At 34.4% G+C, this 16,301-nt stretch carries 13 protein-coding genes; 9 read left to right on the top strand and 4 right to left on the bottom strand.

The features are described from left to right. Nucleotides 1-16: 16 nt before the first annotated feature. The 4 genes from DN392_RS22780 to odhA all read right to left on the bottom strand — a co-directional run bounded on the left by DN392_RS22780 (nucleotide 17) and on the right by odhA (nucleotide 8,267). Nucleotides 17-1,966 (bottom strand): TOMM precursor leader peptide-binding protein, encoded by a 1,950-nt coding sequence (locus DN392_RS22780; RefSeq protein ID WP_000192999.1) that lies wholly within the window; start codon nucleotides 1,964-1,966, stop codon nucleotides 17-19. After that, nucleotides 1,963-3,882, bottom strand: a complete 1,920-nt coding sequence (locus DN392_RS22775; protein ID WP_088321087.1) for a putative thiazole-containing bacteriocin maturation protein — start codon at nucleotides 3,880-3,882, stop codon at nucleotides 1,963-1,965. The genes DN392_RS22780 and DN392_RS22775 overlap by 4 nt, the downstream gene beginning before the upstream one ends. Before the next feature lie 125 nt (nucleotides 3,883-4,007). Next, the gene (gene odhB / locus DN392_RS22770; RefSeq protein WP_000569890.1) at nucleotides 4,008-5,267 is read right to left on the bottom strand and encodes a 2-oxoglutarate dehydrogenase complex dihydrolipoyllysine-residue succinyltransferase; all 1,260 of its coding nucleotides are present in this window, start codon (nucleotides 5,265-5,267) and stop codon (nucleotides 4,008-4,010) included. Between the two features lie 132 nt (nucleotides 5,268-5,399). Then, on the bottom strand, nucleotides 5,400-8,267 hold the full coding sequence (odhA, locus tag DN392_RS22765; protein WP_088321089.1) for a 2-oxoglutarate dehydrogenase E1 component: 2,868 nt from the start codon (nucleotides 8,265-8,267) through the stop codon (nucleotides 5,400-5,402). An 824-nt stretch (nucleotides 8,268-9,091) separates the two neighbouring features. On the opposite strand from odhA, the gene DN392_RS22760 reads away from it, so the two are divergent. The 9 genes from DN392_RS22760 to DN392_RS22720 all read left to right on the top strand — a co-directional run bounded on the left by DN392_RS22760 (nucleotide 9,092) and on the right by DN392_RS22720 (nucleotide 16,141). Then, the gene (locus DN392_RS22760) at nucleotides 9,092-9,307 is read left to right on the top strand and encodes a helix-turn-helix transcriptional regulator (protein ID WP_064448939.1); all 216 of its coding nucleotides are present in this window, start codon (nucleotides 9,092-9,094) and stop codon (nucleotides 9,305-9,307) included. Further along, the gene (locus DN392_RS22755) at nucleotides 9,304-9,681 is read left to right on the top strand and encodes a hypothetical protein (RefSeq protein WP_001109891.1); all 378 of its coding nucleotides are present in this window, start codon (nucleotides 9,304-9,306) and stop codon (nucleotides 9,679-9,681) included. Before DN392_RS22760 ends, DN392_RS22755 begins: the two co-directional genes overlap by 4 nt. A 28-nt stretch (nucleotides 9,682-9,709) precedes the next feature. Beyond that, on the top strand, nucleotides 9,710-9,892 hold the full coding sequence (locus DN392_RS22750; protein WP_001178300.1) for a DUF3976 domain-containing protein: 183 nt from the start codon (nucleotides 9,710-9,712) through the stop codon (nucleotides 9,890-9,892). 134 nt (nucleotides 9,893-10,026) lie between these two features. Continuing rightward, nucleotides 10,027-10,386 carry a hypothetical protein gene (locus DN392_RS22745; RefSeq protein ID WP_064056809.1) on the top strand — a complete coding sequence of 120 codons (360 nt, stop codon included), beginning with the start codon at nucleotides 10,027-10,029 and terminating at the stop codon, nucleotides 10,384-10,386. A gap of 18 nt (nucleotides 10,387-10,404) precedes the next feature. Continuing rightward, nucleotides 10,405-10,674, top strand: a complete 270-nt coding sequence (locus DN392_RS22740) for a hypothetical protein (RefSeq protein ID WP_048567047.1) — start codon at nucleotides 10,405-10,407, stop codon at nucleotides 10,672-10,674. A gap of 81 nt (nucleotides 10,675-10,755) precedes the next feature. Then, nucleotides 10,756-11,301, top strand: coding sequence for a hypothetical protein (locus DN392_RS22735; RefSeq protein ID WP_142292438.1), 546 nt, complete (start codon nucleotides 10,756-10,758; stop codon nucleotides 11,299-11,301). Between the two features lie 192 nt (nucleotides 11,302-11,493). Then, nucleotides 11,494-11,775, top strand: a complete 282-nt coding sequence (locus tag DN392_RS22730) for a hypothetical protein (RefSeq protein WP_088321093.1) — start codon at nucleotides 11,494-11,496, stop codon at nucleotides 11,773-11,775. A 432-nt stretch (nucleotides 11,776-12,207) separates the two neighbouring features. Next, nucleotides 12,208-14,559, top strand: coding sequence for an AAA family ATPase (locus DN392_RS22725; protein WP_088321095.1), 2,352 nt, complete (start codon nucleotides 12,208-12,210; stop codon nucleotides 14,557-14,559). Continuing rightward, entirely contained in the window at nucleotides 14,540-16,141 is a 1,602-nt protein-coding gene (locus DN392_RS22720; RefSeq protein WP_088321097.1) for a hypothetical protein, read from the top strand. Before DN392_RS22725 ends, DN392_RS22720 begins: the two co-directional genes overlap by 20 nt. Nucleotides 16,142-16,301: the final 160 nt, after the last annotated feature.

Genomic DNA, 16,301 nt, shown 5'->3' with positions numbered 1-16,301 from the left:
AGAATCCCCTCCTTTACTATGGAAACGGATGCGGATGTGGATTTAATTGTTCATTCGTTAAAGGTTCGTTTGTATATCCAAGTGTCATCGGCACAGTATATACTCTATCTAGTCCTGTAACCCGAGTAAGATGGTGGCCGAACGTCATCGGTAACATGCCTGGAATAATGACTTTTACACAATGTAATCCGTTTTTTTCTATAAGAGGTACTGTTTGATCTACAACGATTACATCAAGTCCAGATTGCTGCAGACGGTTTAAAAGTTGATGAAGATCGGATGTTAAATCTAGATCAACTGATTGTAATGCATTCATTTCTTGGAACGACTGCACCGGGGCATCGTCACGTAAAAGAAAGTGAAGACGTTCTTCTGCTTCTTTCAATCCGTACAGCATACTATGGTCTTCCATTTTATTAACGAGATAAGGATCGTGTAAGCAGTTTTCGTAATGCTCTCTTTTTTGTTCGAGTTCATCGTCTGCTATTAGTAACATGCCTGCTATTTCATGGATGGCACTCTTTAAAGCGCGGACAGGGTCTAAATGAGAGCCTCCCGCACAAACAACGTTCATTCCATTTTCACGCGTATTTTTCGCAATTACCCATAAGCTTGGGATACCGTGTTCCATCGTTGCGTTAAAAGCATGTAATTCATACCCAGTAATCGTGTACAGCCGCTGAATCATTAATTGTAATTCCGTATCATTTGCTGAACTAAGATCAAGGCGGGGGAGAGGTAATTCGGCATACCAAGTGAGCAAAAAGGCGTCACGCTCTACAATTTCTAAAATGCCGTGAAAAATTGCTTCTTCTAAACTACCACCAATTGCACATCCATTTGATGTTTCATACACGAAAGCATCTCGATGACCGAGACTATAATAAGCAATTGATTCAGGAACTAAAAGTGGCCGGTTTTGTAATAAAGAGTAGCCCCATACCCAGTTTTGTTCATAGTCAGGATCAAACGGTTTAAACGGAAAACTATTACGATTATAATGTTCATTTGTATGTACACCGAGCAAGAGGGGATTAAGTGCATGATCCTCTAACTCACGAAAACTGCCGTGTACATTTGTCTTTTTTCCTCGAGGTGACATACCACAATATCGTTCTAAACCTTCTAAAATAGCAGTCGCTTCACTCATTGCAAATGAATGAGTTCGGCCTGCAACACCTTCGTTTCCAAACATTAATGGCATGTTTATAATAACGTCAGCAAATGGTAATAAAGAATGCTGCATTTTTCCGTTCAACATACCGACGCGATAATCTAAATAATCTCTCGTTAAAAATGTGTTTAGTTCATGAATGGAACGACAGCGATATGCTGCTTCGCTTGTTTTTAAGCTCGGTTGTAACGAAATCGCAGCTGCATCTGCCGTATCATCAGGCAAATTGCTACATACAGGGCAGAGCGGATCGGGAAGAAAAGAATGCCGCGTACATTGCAGTGTTTGTAAGTTTAGTAAAATGAGTTCATTTTCTAAAGAAGAATGGTTAAGAGTTAATATTTTCTCTGTTTCTGCACGAATAAGATGGCACATTTGTAACATACCATTTTGGGTGGCACGTACATCACGCCTTGTTACATTATCTGCCTTTAACGCATATTTCCGCTGTAGTGCCCACATTTCTTGTTGATCAAATCCAGCGATAAATCGGCGTCCATCAGAGCAGTTGGAACAGCCAGTTGCAAGAGGATGAATGTAAGGACCGATAATACCTTCACCAAATGAAGTGAATGCACGTAGCCATGGAATATGATTCGACCGAAACATTAGCTCGGCATCATGATGAATAGTAGAAGGAGAGCCATCATGTAATACGAGAGCGAGATGAATATTTTCAGGGAGTTCTTCTGTAAGGTTATGTTGGCGAATGATAGAATATTGTTTGCATAGTTGATCATGTACATAGTTTGCAAGTAAGCCATCTCCTATAAGCAATATATTTTGAGTCATAGACTGTCCTCCTTTGCAATTAATACACCGTACACACCATCTAAGTTTTCTTTCAAAAATGATTCAATGGCTAAATCAAACACGAATGGATAAAAATTATGTTCTTCTAAATGTTGCAAGGCAAGTTGCACAGATTGCACACCTGGAACTTCTTCTTCCGCTTGTATTTCCACTCTAAAAGAATCCGTGTCATATAAAATAATAGAGGATTCAGGCAAGATATTAGCTCTGTAAGGAGTCTCTTCATTTTGAATATGAAGAAGTGATAGTTGTAGTGCGTTTCGTAAGGCTAACGTCATATTAATATTAGATGCACCGTACCAGCGATCATTTATACCGACCAAAACGACAGGAAAGCTGAGAATCTCTTCGCTTACTGCTATTTTAGGTGTTTCATGAATTGTAGAGAGAGCATCGTAATAAAATCTACAATGTTTATCATGAATTGCAGTTAAATCAATCGTCGTAATTTCTTCTAGCATATGTGACTGCCGCTCATACAATTTGTTATTTAAATGTTGTTGCAGTGCCCGGTATACACCTTCTGTCATCGTTTCTCCAGCACCGATACCGATATCGTTATGTTCCGGAATAAGTCGGTGCATAATTTCTGCTACATATGTTTCAATTCCTGCTAAACCAGCTTCTCGGCGCGCTTCATTATGAGTCAAACCACCACAAGTCATAAGAGGGAGGAGGGAAGCAGGACCATCTGATAGTGGGGTAGCTACTTGAATATGGCATTGTGATAACGGTAATTGATATGAATCTTTTTCATCCCATACATGGAATAAACCAGCTTCTTTAGAAGTTAATGAGTCGAAAAAGCGGAATAAATCAGTTGAGGTATGTTGGTTGGACCGCTGTTCAAGTTGTTCAGAAAGATTTTCTATCGTATCAATTGTAAAACTTTCATCAGTTGCGAGAGGATGTTTTATAAAAGGATGCCATGCTCCTTCGAGTGTTTCGTAATTTAATAAAAAGAATTGTGGTTCTTTTTCTCGGTAAGAATCATCAGCGACATGCTTAAGTAATTCAAATACGATTATATTTGCTAACATTGCAGATGGGAGTGGTGAAAATGATGCTGATGAATGTTCATTTTGTAAAGTCGTTTCATGTAGCCGGTGCCATGCGGATTCCCAGCATTCTTCACGATTAGCTGTTACGATAGGGCCGGCTATACCAAGTGCTGATAAACAGACGGCAGGTATGAAGTTCTTTCCTACTTCTCTACAAATCGTGTGAACTGCTCTTAGGCCTTCAATATCTCCATTTTGAGAAACATACAAAATCCAGTCGAAAGGCTCGAACACTTCATGCAGGGGACGATCAATTGTCGTATCTATTTCCTGAACAAGGACATGATCATCAACTTCATGTGCAAGTTCTACTAGCTCATGAATGCGATCGTAATTTGTTTCCTCATAATCTGTAACAAGGTAATGAAAGGTAGGTAATCCTGATTCTAATAAAGAAGAAACTAAGGAAGTAAGCATATCTCCAGAACCAATTATAAGGACGTTTGCCGCGCGATACGTTTCGAATTTTAGAGCGCCTGAATGAGAATCAGCTTCTAAAAATTCAATTTGTGAAGCGTATCTATCAAGTAATGCGCTATTTAATTCATGAGGTGCATCTTGACTTACATCCCGAACGAAACCATTTTCATATAAAATCTCTCCAATTTCAAATACACGATTTTGATAGGGGAGAGGGAGACCATCGGTTATTTCTGCTAAAGAATAATTCCCGTTAAACATTGGCATTAATTTTTCAATCCAGTTGTAAATTCCATCACCGTCCATACGAAATGAACTGGCATTATTTCGAAAATAGACACCCCCGTTTGAGTCGGGGAGGAAAAAAGTATCCTTATTTGCTTTAAGTTTTGCATCAATTGGAAGGTTATTCATTTTAATCCTCCTTACGTTTTAGGCATACATTATTAGTTTATGTTATGAAATTTGTCCCATATGAACGCAATAAAAAAAGGCTGTAGAGTAATTCATTCTACAGCCTGTAATAGATTATTAATCTATCAACCTTCTAATAATAATGATTTTGGATCTTCAAGCATATCTTTAACAGCAACAAGGAAGCTAACTGCTTCTTTACCATCAACAATACGGTGATCGTAAGATAAAGCGATGTACATCATTGGACGGTTTTCCATACGTTCTGCATCAATTGCAACTGGACGTACTTGGATTTTGTGCATTCCTAAAATACCTACTTGTGGGCTGTTTAGAATTGGTGTTGACATTAGAGAACCGAATACACCACCGTTTGTAATTGTGAATGTACCACCTTGTAACTCTTTTAATGAAAGTTTGTTATCGCGTGCTTTCATACCTAAATTACGAATTTCGCTTTCGATTTCAGCGAAGTTTAATTGGTTAGCATCGCGTACAACTGGAACAACTAATCCATCTGGAGCTGCTACTGCAATACCGATATCATAGAATTTTTTAATGATAAGCTCATCGCCTTGAATTTCAGCATTTAATAATGGGAATTGTTTTAATGCTGCAACAACTGCTTTTGTGAAGAATGACATGAAACCAAGACGTACATCATGTTTTTTCTCGAAAGCGTCTTTACGCTCTTTACGTAATTCCATGATTGCAGTCATATCAACTTCGTTAAATGTTGTTAACATTGCAGATGTTTGTTGAACTTCTACAAGACGTTTTGCAATTGTTTGACGGCGGCGGGACATTTTCACGCGCTCAACTGGTTTTTCGAATTCCGTTTTTGCAACTGGAGCAGGAGCTGGACTTTTTGGAGCAGCTGGTGCTTCTTTTGGAGCTGCAGCATGAGCTTGTACATCGTGTGGTCTCACACGTCCAAGTGGATCTGTGCTACGTACGTCGTTTAAGTCGATTCCTAATTCACGAGCCATTTTTCTAGCTGCTGGTGATGCGATAGGACGGTTCGTATTTGGTAAACCTTGTAAAGTTGCAGCTTGCTCAGCATTTGGAGCCGCAGCTTTCGGTGCCTCAGTTGTTTCTTGTTTTGGCTGTTCAGCAGCCGGTGCAGGTGTACCTACTGCAACTGGTGCTCCGTTTGCATCTAAAATTGCGATAGTTGCGCCAACTTCAACTGTATCCCCAGGTTCGCCTAGTAACTTCGATACAATACCTGAATCTTCTGCAATGATTTCTACATTGACTTTATCAGTTTCAAGCTCAACAACGCTGCCACCTTTCTCAACTTTGTCGCCTACGTTGATAAGCCATTGTGAGATAGTTCCTTCAGTAATAGATTCTGCAAGCTCAGGTACTTTAATTTCGATCATTTTAAATGTCCTCCCCTTATTTGCCTAACGGTGTGTTTTTTCTTCTTTTGTCTTCGGTAATCTCCATTTGTTAGCCTGCCCCTGGGCAGAAGATCTGCCCGGGGAACAAGCTAGAAACCTTCATTGTTACTTTCAGTTGCTGAAAACTTCAATTTCTTGTTTATCTTGACGGAAGTTATACTTCACATCTAAAGCGTGTGCAACAATTAGTTCTTGCTCAGCTTTGTGAGCGAATGGATCGCCGCCAGATGGGCTAGAGCGATCTGGGCGTCCAATGTAACCTGTTTTCACTTTATCTCCAGCAAGTTCGAACAGAATTGGAGCCATGTAATGCCATGCGCCCATATTACGAGGTTCTTCTTGAACCCAAATAATTTCTTCTAAGTTTTTAAAGCGTTTAATAATAGATTGAACTTTCTCAGCAGGGAATGGGTACAGCTGTTCAATACGAACGACATGAACTTCATCTAAGTTATACTCATGTTTACCAGACTCAATTTCTGCTGCTAAGTCAATCGCCATTTTACCTGTGCTTAAAACAAGACGTTTTACTTTAGTTGGTTTCATGCCAAGGTTTTCTTGTTCTAGAGCAGGTTGGAAACGTCCTTCGCTTAACTGACTAGCAGTTGAAAGCGTAAGTGGGTGACGTAATAAACTCTTTGGCGTCATCAATACTAATGGTCGAACAGCTTCTGTTCCTAAGATAGATGCTTGACGACGTAAAATATGGAAGTATTGTGCCGCGCTCGTTAAGTTTGCCACTGTCCAGTTATTCTCAGCAGCTAACTGTAAGAATCGCTCTGGACGTGCACTAGAATGCTCTGGTCCTTGACCTTCATAACCGTGCGGTAATAGAAGAACTAAACCAGATTTTTGACCCCATTTTGCTCTTCCTGCTGAAACATATTGATCAAATAATGCTTGCGCAGTATTTGAGAAGTCACCATATTGCGCTTCCCACATAACAAGAGTTTCTGGAGCGAATACGTTATAACCATACTCGTAACCAACAACAGCAGCTTCTGATAACGGACTGTTATGAACAGAGAAGGATGCATTAATGTTTGGTAAGCGATGTAATGGTGAATATGTTTCATTTGTATCAGTATCGTGTAATACGATATGACGGTGCGCGAATGTACCACGCTGTGAATCTTGACCAGTTAAACGAATTGGCGTACCTTCTTGTAAAATAGAAGCGAATGCTAATGACTCAGCAAGTGCCCATTCAATTTTACCGTTCTCTTCAAGAGCGTCTTTACGGCGTTCAAGAATTTTCTTCACTTTCGGATATACGTTAAAGCCTTCTGGCCAAGATAGTAGACCTTCATTAATTGCACGAAGTGAGTCAATCTCAACACCAGTATCAATTGGCTGAATGCCTTTTGCAACAACATCTGGCACTTTAACGTCAATTGTTGCAGCGCTCGTATCAGCTGGCGGTACTTGTGCATAGTCAGATTTTAATTGCTCTTGTATAAACTGAGTCATTGTTTCAACCTCATCTGCATTTAGAACACCAGCAGCTTGTAATTGATCTGCATAAATCGCTCTTACAGTTGGATGATTTTTAATCTTTTTGTACACTTGTGGTTGCGTAACTGCTGGGTCATCCATTTCGTTATGACCGTAGCGGCGGTAACCAATTAAATCGATTAAGAAGTCTTTTTTGAACAATGTACGATATTGAATCGCAAGGTTAGCAGCAGCAAGACAAGCTTCTGGATCATCAGCGTTCACGTGAACAATCGGAATATCGAAACCTTTTGCAAGGTCACTTGAATATTTCGTAGAACGAGAATCATAGCTATCAGTCGTAAAGCCAACTGCATTGTTTGCGATAACATGAATTGTTCCGCCTGTTTGGTACGCGTTCAATCTGCTTAAGTTCAACGTTTCAGATACAATACCTTGACCAGGGAATGCAGCATCACCATGAACTAAAATTACGAATGATTTTGAAGTATCTTGTTCTGGAAGACCAGATTTTTTACGATTCTCTTGAGCCGCACGTGCAAAACCTTCTACAACAGGGTTAACGAACTCAAGGTGACTTGGGTTATTTGCTAATGTAACGCGAGTGATAACTTCTTCGTTACTAACGACTTGTTCTCTACCTAAATGGTATTTCACGTCGCCAGTCCATCCAGAATTTGCCGCTGCGCCTTCTATTTTTGCATGTTTGAACTCAGCAAACATGTGACTATATGGTTTTTCTAATACGTGTGCAAGTACGCTTAGACGACCCCGGTGAGCCATACCAATCATGACATCTTCTACGCCGCCCTTTGCACCTTCGAGAACAATTTCATCTAGAACAGGTACAAGCATATCAACGCCCTCGATAGAGAAACGCTTTTGCCCAACGAATGTTTTATGCAAGAATTGCTCGAAACCTTCAACAGCTGTTAAACGTTTTAAAAGAGCAGTTCGTTTTTTATTTGATAGTGGTTGACGCAATGAATTTGATTCCACCATTTGATGTAACCACGCGCGTTCTTCACTATCTTGTATATGAGAAAATTCATAAGCTAAAGATTTTGTATAAACGTCTTTTAATCTATGAATTACATCAAGTGCAGTGTGAATACCTTCTGGCGCATCTTGCCATACTGTTTTTGCTGGAATCGCTTTCAAGTCAGCGTCGCTCAGTTCGTTCATTGCTTTCTCAAGAAGAGATTGTCCATTAGCAGCATCTTCCATCGGATTGATGTGAGCCAACGTATGCCCGAATGAACGAATTTGTTCAACAAGCTGAACGACTTTAAGAATTTTTTCAATGTTCCCTGTGTTTTGAGGAGAAAAATGTGTTGCTGTGTTGTCCCCTGTTACGACATCATCTTGAAACGAAGGAGCTCCAAAAATTTCAAAAAGCTCTTGTAATTCCGGATCAACAGAACCTGCTCCAGTTACGTAAAGATCATACTGCTCAATAACATAACCAAGGTTCGGACCATGGAACTTGGCCCAAGGGTTTGTCGTTGTATTCTTCCTCGTCATTTGTTTAAACCTCCCAATGCATATAATCCTTTTTCCATACAAAAGGTGCATTTTGCTCTTTTCAATAATTGATGAACCAATAATCAATGTAAATGTTTTCTTTACTCTTATGTTATTACAATAATTTACATAATACCAAACACTATTACTTATCTGTTTTGTAAAAAAACATTCACAATAACTTATCACCCAAGTTAATCTTTCATGTTATAAAGTAATTCTACAGAAAAATGGGGTGGATATATTTGGTATACCTATACAAATAACTAAAATTGTTGCATGTAAATATAAATACAATAGTTAGAATGTTTCGATAAAAAAGAGTTCGAATTATGTATATTGAAATAATAAGCGCTTTCATTGATATTATACAACAATATAACGGAATATAGTATAAAAAATAAAAAATTATGAATTTATCGTAAACTTTATTTAGATAGTGTTAAATATTGAAAGGAAAGTGAAGGATTTCTACAAAAAAAGTTGCTAAACATAAAAAATGCTTCATAAACAGTTAGTTTCTATAAATATGCCGAAAAACACCGTAAAACCAATAACGCATTTCGTGGAATAAAGAGATAAATGAAATATTTTAAAAGGATAAAACAAATAGGGAGATATTAAATTTAAAAAAAAGAGAGGAGGAGATATAGTAACGGTTCATTACAGTGTTCCATGTTTCATTTCAAAATAGACGTGCTGAAAATGAAAAAGTTTCTTCTATATAAATAGAACGAAAAATAAACAAAATGAATGTAAAGGAAACTTGACGTAAAGTTTCCTTTACATATATACTCGATATAAGGGAGGAGGGAGAAATTTCCTTGGAAAATAAAATGGTCGAATACCGAAAAAAATTTGGACTATCTCAAGAAAAATTGGCTGAGAAACTTGGAGTTTCCAGACAAACCATCATTTCAATTGAAAAGGGGAAATACGATCCATCACTTCCGTTAGCATTTGAAATAGCGAAAACATTTCAGGCAACGATAGAACATGTATTTATTTATGAAGGAAAAGAAGAGGAGGAATCGGAATGAATTATTCACAAAAGTACTTTTTAATTATGGGAATTATTTTCTTTATTATGAGTGGAACCATGGTATTAGCGGGCATAATGACGCATTCTGCACCACCGGCTCCAACGTATACATTGCTTGCGATGATGATTATGTGTTTTTGCTTAAGTTACTTACACCCGCAATTTAAAGAAAAAGATGAGCGAATGAAACTTATTCGTTATAAAGGAATGTTCTTCAGCTTTTTTGCATTAACAGCATATTACCTTCTTTTCTCTATCGGCTTAAACTTAAAAATACTTACACTATCTGCTACTGAACTATTGAACATACTGATGGCACTTACGATGAGTACAGTTTTTATCTCATTTGTTGTTTTAGCGAAAAGATATTAAGATGGAAGAGAGAAAGGAAGATTAACATATGCAAATGATGTATGCTTTTGGCATTGGACTTGTATTATTTTTAGCCGTATTCTTATTTATTCGTAAAGACGTTCAAGGTGGGACGTTAACGAAAAGAGGCTTTTATAAAATGATCGGCTGTTTAGTTGTTATGTTTATAGCGATTATCGTAATGATCGTTTTAATAAATCAATCACTATAGAATATAAAAATGGAACCTTACTGTAGTAAGGTTTTTCTTTTTGGTTTAAAATCCGAAAATTCCCACATAATCCATTTACTACATATAATTGATATTATATAATTTAATAAAATGATAGATAGGGAGCATAGTATATGAATACAAAAACTATCTTCTTTTTATTAACATGCCTACTACTTATTGCTAGTATTACTTATATAATATGTAACAAACGAGAACAAGTGCCACCTATGTTAGTATGGGAGGATCAGGAATACTATGTAACGCATGAACCTGCCGAAGCTGAAAAAGTGGGGCAAAGGATCGGAGAAGTAACAAAGAAAATCGAAACAAGTAAAAAACCTACTAAAAACAGTGAATCCAACATATTACAAGAAAAAACAGAAGTATTCACAATGATAGAAGAAGAGGGAAATCCTCACTCGCCTTTAATCATAAAGGAGCCTTATAGTGACGAATATAGAATAGTAAGACCGATGTTACATGTACTATAAAGTGAAAAGGAGACTCATATGCAGACAGTAACTTCATATCCATGGTCGTTAAGAAAAATGTTTGTTTTTTTCCTTTGCTTCATCCTGCCTCCTATCGGTGCAATTTATATTTTGATGAATAGAGAGGCGCTACAAAAAAGAGACTTCATTTTATATGTATTATTTGCTGCTATTAATATATCGCTTTGGTTATCGCTTATGATCTTTGATCGGAGTATGTGGATGGTAGCGGGGCATTATGTGCTTGGAGCAATTATTATTGTTTTTTCGAATATGAATAATAGATAAGCCAGTAATTTTAAAGTTGCTGGTTTTTCTTTTGCTATTTATAATGAAGAAACAAATTTTTAATAGAGAGTAGTGGGCGTTATGAGATGGAAAGAGGGAACGTTTGAAAAAATAGACACGAATGACTCATCTGTTGAGAAAATTATTAGCACGTTTAAGGAACAAAACTTAAATGGTGGCGCAATCATAAGCGGTTTTAAAGTACATAACGAAAGTTTTTTCAAAGAAATACCACATGGAGAAGATGGACACGAGCACTTTTTTAGAAGAATCTTCAACTCTTTAGATATAATCAATAACTTAGAAGAGTTAAAAATACATACATCAGAAAAATATAAGTTTCATTTTGAAGAACATCTGGCAGTCATGCTTGATGGTAGCATTGCCGCTCAAATTTTGTGGGGCGGAGCATATGAAGGGTTTAAGGAACGACCAGTTATCGCAAAGCAATTAGCAGTCAATGTATGTCAATATATGTTCCAAGATCGATACGAAGATATTAAAGTGTTCGAAAGCTATCGCCCTTGGACAGATTGGTTTTACGATGTTGCGTGGGATGTTACTTGGATGGTTTTAGATAGTAAGGAGCATAAAATGTGGTTAGTTTGTGCTACGGATACGGATTGATAGAAGAGGGCCTTGTAGGAATGCTGCAAGGCTCTTAATATTTTGGGAATGAATAGAAAAGGAATCATATAAATTCTAAATATAATATGGATGGAAATAAGTAGTTTTATAAGCTATATAGTATATCCAGCATATAATTTGTTTTGGTATAATAAGTAATATTGTTTATATGAAATATACGGAGGGATATGTATGGCTATTCATCAAGAAGCGATTGATTTTATCGATATTCCGGCACCGCAACATAGTGAAGGGGCTTTTTATCGTGTAGTGTATGGGGATGTAGATTGGAATGAAAATCAAAATTATAATAGGGCGATATATGTTTTAATGGGATATAAAACCGGCATTAATTATAGAAGAGTTGCTCATATTTTAACAACTCCCAATGCAGAAAATGAATTAACTGATTTTGATAAAGTTTTAGCTGCAATGCAGAAATTAAAGGAGAGAAATAATATTAATAACTATTAGTTTTATTTCGTTAGATGAAAGGGAATGTTTTAGGGCATTCTCTTATTTTTATGTGAATTCTGTAACATCTGGATTATTTGGGGTTTTATGTTAGTAAACATAATAATTCGAATTATATGTAATATATAAAGAAATTGAAAAATTTGCAAGAGATAATAAATATAATTGGAAAATAAAAGGAGAATTAAAACCCTTAATTACATACACCATATGCTGTATTTATAAATTTGAATTTAATTGAGGTAGTAAAATAAGAGTTTATTATCTTTTTATTTTCTGCTAGGTAATAATTGAAATCTATATCTTGTAGAGATACATATAAAAGGTATGTTTTCTTGCATCAGTGCTTAATGGTTGATATTAAATATACGCTTAGGAAATAATAGAAAGAGGTTTGAGGTACGAAAATAAACAAAAAAGAAAGGATATACTATGGAACTAATTTATATGTGGATTGGGGAATATCGCAATATTAAAAATCAAGAATTTAATTTTAGTAATAAATATATTTGTGAATTTGATAAAGAGCAAAATATAAATGTTGATATTTTGCCAAATGAAGTTTCTGAGGACTTCTTTAAACTAGATTCTAACAATTCATCGGAGGAAAATGGTCGAATTGTGAATATAACTGGAATTATTGGAGAGAATGGTGCAGGAAAAAGTTCAATTCTAGATTATATTATTGAAAAGATAAATAGCTTTATATCAGGGGAGTTTCGCAATTTTAAAGAAGATGAACAAATACTTGCTATAGTAAGGGAGGAAAATAAGCTATGTATTTATGTTAATTCAATTAATGTTAATCAAATAACAATAAAAGATCCGAGATTAGTATATGAAATAATTAACAATAGTATAAATTTGAAAAGTAATGATTATAAAGTGATATATTATTCGAATATTTTTGATGCTAAAAATGATTATCATATAAATCAGAACGTTATTGATATATCTACTAATTATCTACTTAATAAAAATGAGAATTATAGACTTAGTGAAATTCACAGGCAACTTAATTTAATAGCTGGTAATATAAAAATCAACTTACCTTTTAAATATCCAGATTTTTTAAACTGTAGTTTTTCTCCATTTTTTTATTTAAGTGAGATAGTACTACCTGAGAGCCCGTATGATTTTGAAGATATAGCATTTCAAGTATTTTCTAATTACTTTAATACAGGAACGTGGATGAGAGAAGCGCGGAATTCTCGAGCAGCTTTTGATATGTATAACCCTGAAACACATGCAGTGATTGATTGCGTGTATAAGGAATATGATAGTGAAGAAAGAAACATAGGTCGAAAGTACCGAGAATTATATCAAAAGGTAAAGAGTGATATTTTAAAATCTATGCAGGGAGAAACAAAAATTCATTTCAATAATCTTAAAGAATATTGTATAGTGACAAATTTACCATATAATTCCGAAGAAGGACGATTAATTCAAGAAAAAATAAAAAGAGAGTTTGATCAATATGATTCAGTAAGAATTGAAATTTATTTTTGGGACGACATAGTTGAGTTTATTGAAAGTATTCCAAGTGTAAGACAAGCTTATTTTAAATTTAAAAATGTTAAAGAAAAAATAAAAATTGATATGCTAAAATATGAACCGAAAGATAAGGAGCTAAAAGAATTTATACAGCATGCTTTAGCAGAATTAAATAGTGTAAATCCTTATGAACAACTTAAAATTAGAATATGTTTAAGTTACTTTTTAGTATTTTATAGAACTAATCATAAGGAGGAGATTTTTAGAGCTAATTGGGAAGAAGAATTTATGAGAGATCTTTTGGAAAGAAAATCAGGTACAGTTGCTAGTATAATAAATTTCTTTGTGGCTTATGAAGGAAGTAATGATTACTGGAAATCAAGATTGGGTAATTTTATAGAATGTCTTGATAAGCTAGTTGATCAGGAAAGTGTGTTTATTGATGAGAGTGGTCAAGGTTTTAAACTAATGATACAAGGAGAGAACATAGATAATTATCAACAGCTTATATGTAAGGCGTATAATGAGTCGCAAGAAGTGTTCCCGCAGGCCTATGACTTTTTAAATTTTGATTGGTATGATATGAGCTCTGGAGAAAAAGCAATATTTAACCTTATATCGAGGTTTTACAACGCAATAGAATTAGTTGGGGATACTGAAGACTTACTAATACTTATCGATGAGGGAGAAACATATTTTCATCCAGAGTGGCAGAGGAGATATATATATATGTTACTTGAATCGTTACCAAGAATATTTTCGATGAAAAATATACAGATTATATTTACCTCAAATACCCCTTTAGTTATTTCGGACCTTCCTAGAGAAAATATAGTTTTTCTAGAAAGAAAAGAAGGGATTTGTTACGTACGAAAAAGCGATGAGTTTAGAAAGACTTTTGGAGCTAATATTCATACTTTGTTTAGTGATAGTTTTTTTATGAAAAATGAAATTATAGGTAAATTTGCTAAGGAAAAAATCGAGTATATTATTGATTTGTTAAATAAGGATGATGAAATTTTCAAGAAAGATGTAACTAGAAATAAAATTAATTTAAAAAAGATAAAAAGAGAAATTTTAGTGATTGGTGAAAGACTTATTAGAAATAAACTAGTAGATATGTATACTAGAAAGGTTGAAAGGATAGGTTTTGAGGAGAAAGGATCGAATAATACCTCCAAAAAAAATATAGACCTTCAACAAATGACAAATGAAGATTTACAAAAGTTTAAAAATGATATTGAAAATGTTTTACGTAAGAGGGAATTTAATGATAAAAGTGAAAATTAAACCAGAGCTTTTAGAAAAACATAGGAAATATTTACTAAGTAAAAAAATTGATGAGTTGTTAAGAGAATTTCAAAGGAATACAAGTTTCTTTGAAATTGACTACTTAAATAAATTGGTTGATGCAAATAAGAAGAAAAAGTATTCATGCCATCAATTTTTCTCGAGAGAAATTACTTTAAAAAAAAGAAAAAAGCTTTTGAAACAACATTTTGAGTTTATGAATTATTTAATACAAGAAGTTGATGATTTAGAGAAGTGTGAAGGTGTTAGTGAATGTAATAATCTTTTTTTGGTTAGTCCAGAGGGGTTAAGTCAAAAGAAAAAAGATATAGAACGGAATTACATATATATATATGAATTTCTTAGTATTCAATCTAAAATATACAATGAAAATGGGAAAAAAGCGAAAGCCCCATATGCTACTGAGCTTAGAAGATGTTTAGGATACTCTGATTTTTCTAATGAAAAAATGAATTACTATTATAAATACGAACTTAATAAGATAAAAATGTTAAAAGATATCGAGAATTACAAAAAAAAATTAATGTTATCGGAAGTACCACGTCCATATTCTGTAGGTAATTTGAATTCTATTAAGTATTATATTTTACAGGACATTAATAAAATTAATCACTATGATAAAGAAAATGATATTTTAAATGAATTTTTACAAGTAGAGTTATACAAAAGAATTGAAAGGTTACCTGTTGATGATAGTGCCGGTAATTCAATTGGGATTAAAAAGTTTTGGAGTGGAATTAGAAGTATTATTAATAATGCATACGATACATTAAAAAAAGATATGAAGTTTCAGAGTATAGGTATCACTGTTAGGAACATAGATGTATATAATGAAAAATATAAAACAGAGTGGGGAGCATACCATTTTCTTATGGAACTCGCCATAAAATCATGTCCTTATTGTAATCGACAATATATAAGTCCAATGTACTCTGAAAATGGAAAAGTGAGAGCAGATTTAGATCATTTTTATAGTAAAGCAGCATATCCTTATTTTTCAATTTCGATTTTTAATCTTGTGCCGTCTTGTAAATTTTGTAATTCCTCATTGAAGGGGATAGATAACTTTGAATTTGATACGAATCTAAGTCCTTATGAAGATGGTTTTGGAGATAAGTTAAAGTTTTCTTTTGAAGTAAAGTCATATGAGGATTTTCTTGGAGATAGTAAAATAAGGATTTATCTTCAAGATAATATCGGGACTTCAGTAAATGAACAATTTTTTATTAAAAAAGCAAAGCGCAATGTAGAAGTATTTCAGATAGAGAACCTTTACAATTACCATACACATGAGGTAATGGAATTAATTAGGAAGAGGATAGAATACTCAGATCAGTATGTTGAGAATTTAATCAACAGTTATAATAAAAAATTATTTAGAAATGAAAATGAAGTTTTAGAAGCGATATTAGGATATCAAGTAGAGGATGAATCTTTATTGGAGAAAAATCTTACAAAATTCACTAGGGACATTTGTGAGGAATTAGGATTTTCTTTTAGAAATGGTATATCCAAAAGTGATAAAGATATCCAAGATATTATTAATAAATATAGAAAGTAGATTACATTAATAGAGGTTTTTTATTAATATTCCATTTGTAAGTATCAAATGAAATATATTTAATTATAATGATAATTTGTTTTTTTGTAGGGTTAATAATGTTTTTTTAGAGAATAATTAGGAATTTAGTTTAAACTATTTTAATACCCATGGAAGTTCC

Source organism: Bacillus sp. BB51/4, from assembly GCF_008368845.1.
Taxonomy (GTDB): domain Bacteria; phylum Bacillota; class Bacilli; order Bacillales; family Bacillaceae_G; genus Bacillus_A; species Bacillus_A wiedmannii.
The sequence above is the reverse complement of the archived record's forward strand: the minus strand, read 5'-3'. Positions and strand labels throughout refer to the sequence as shown.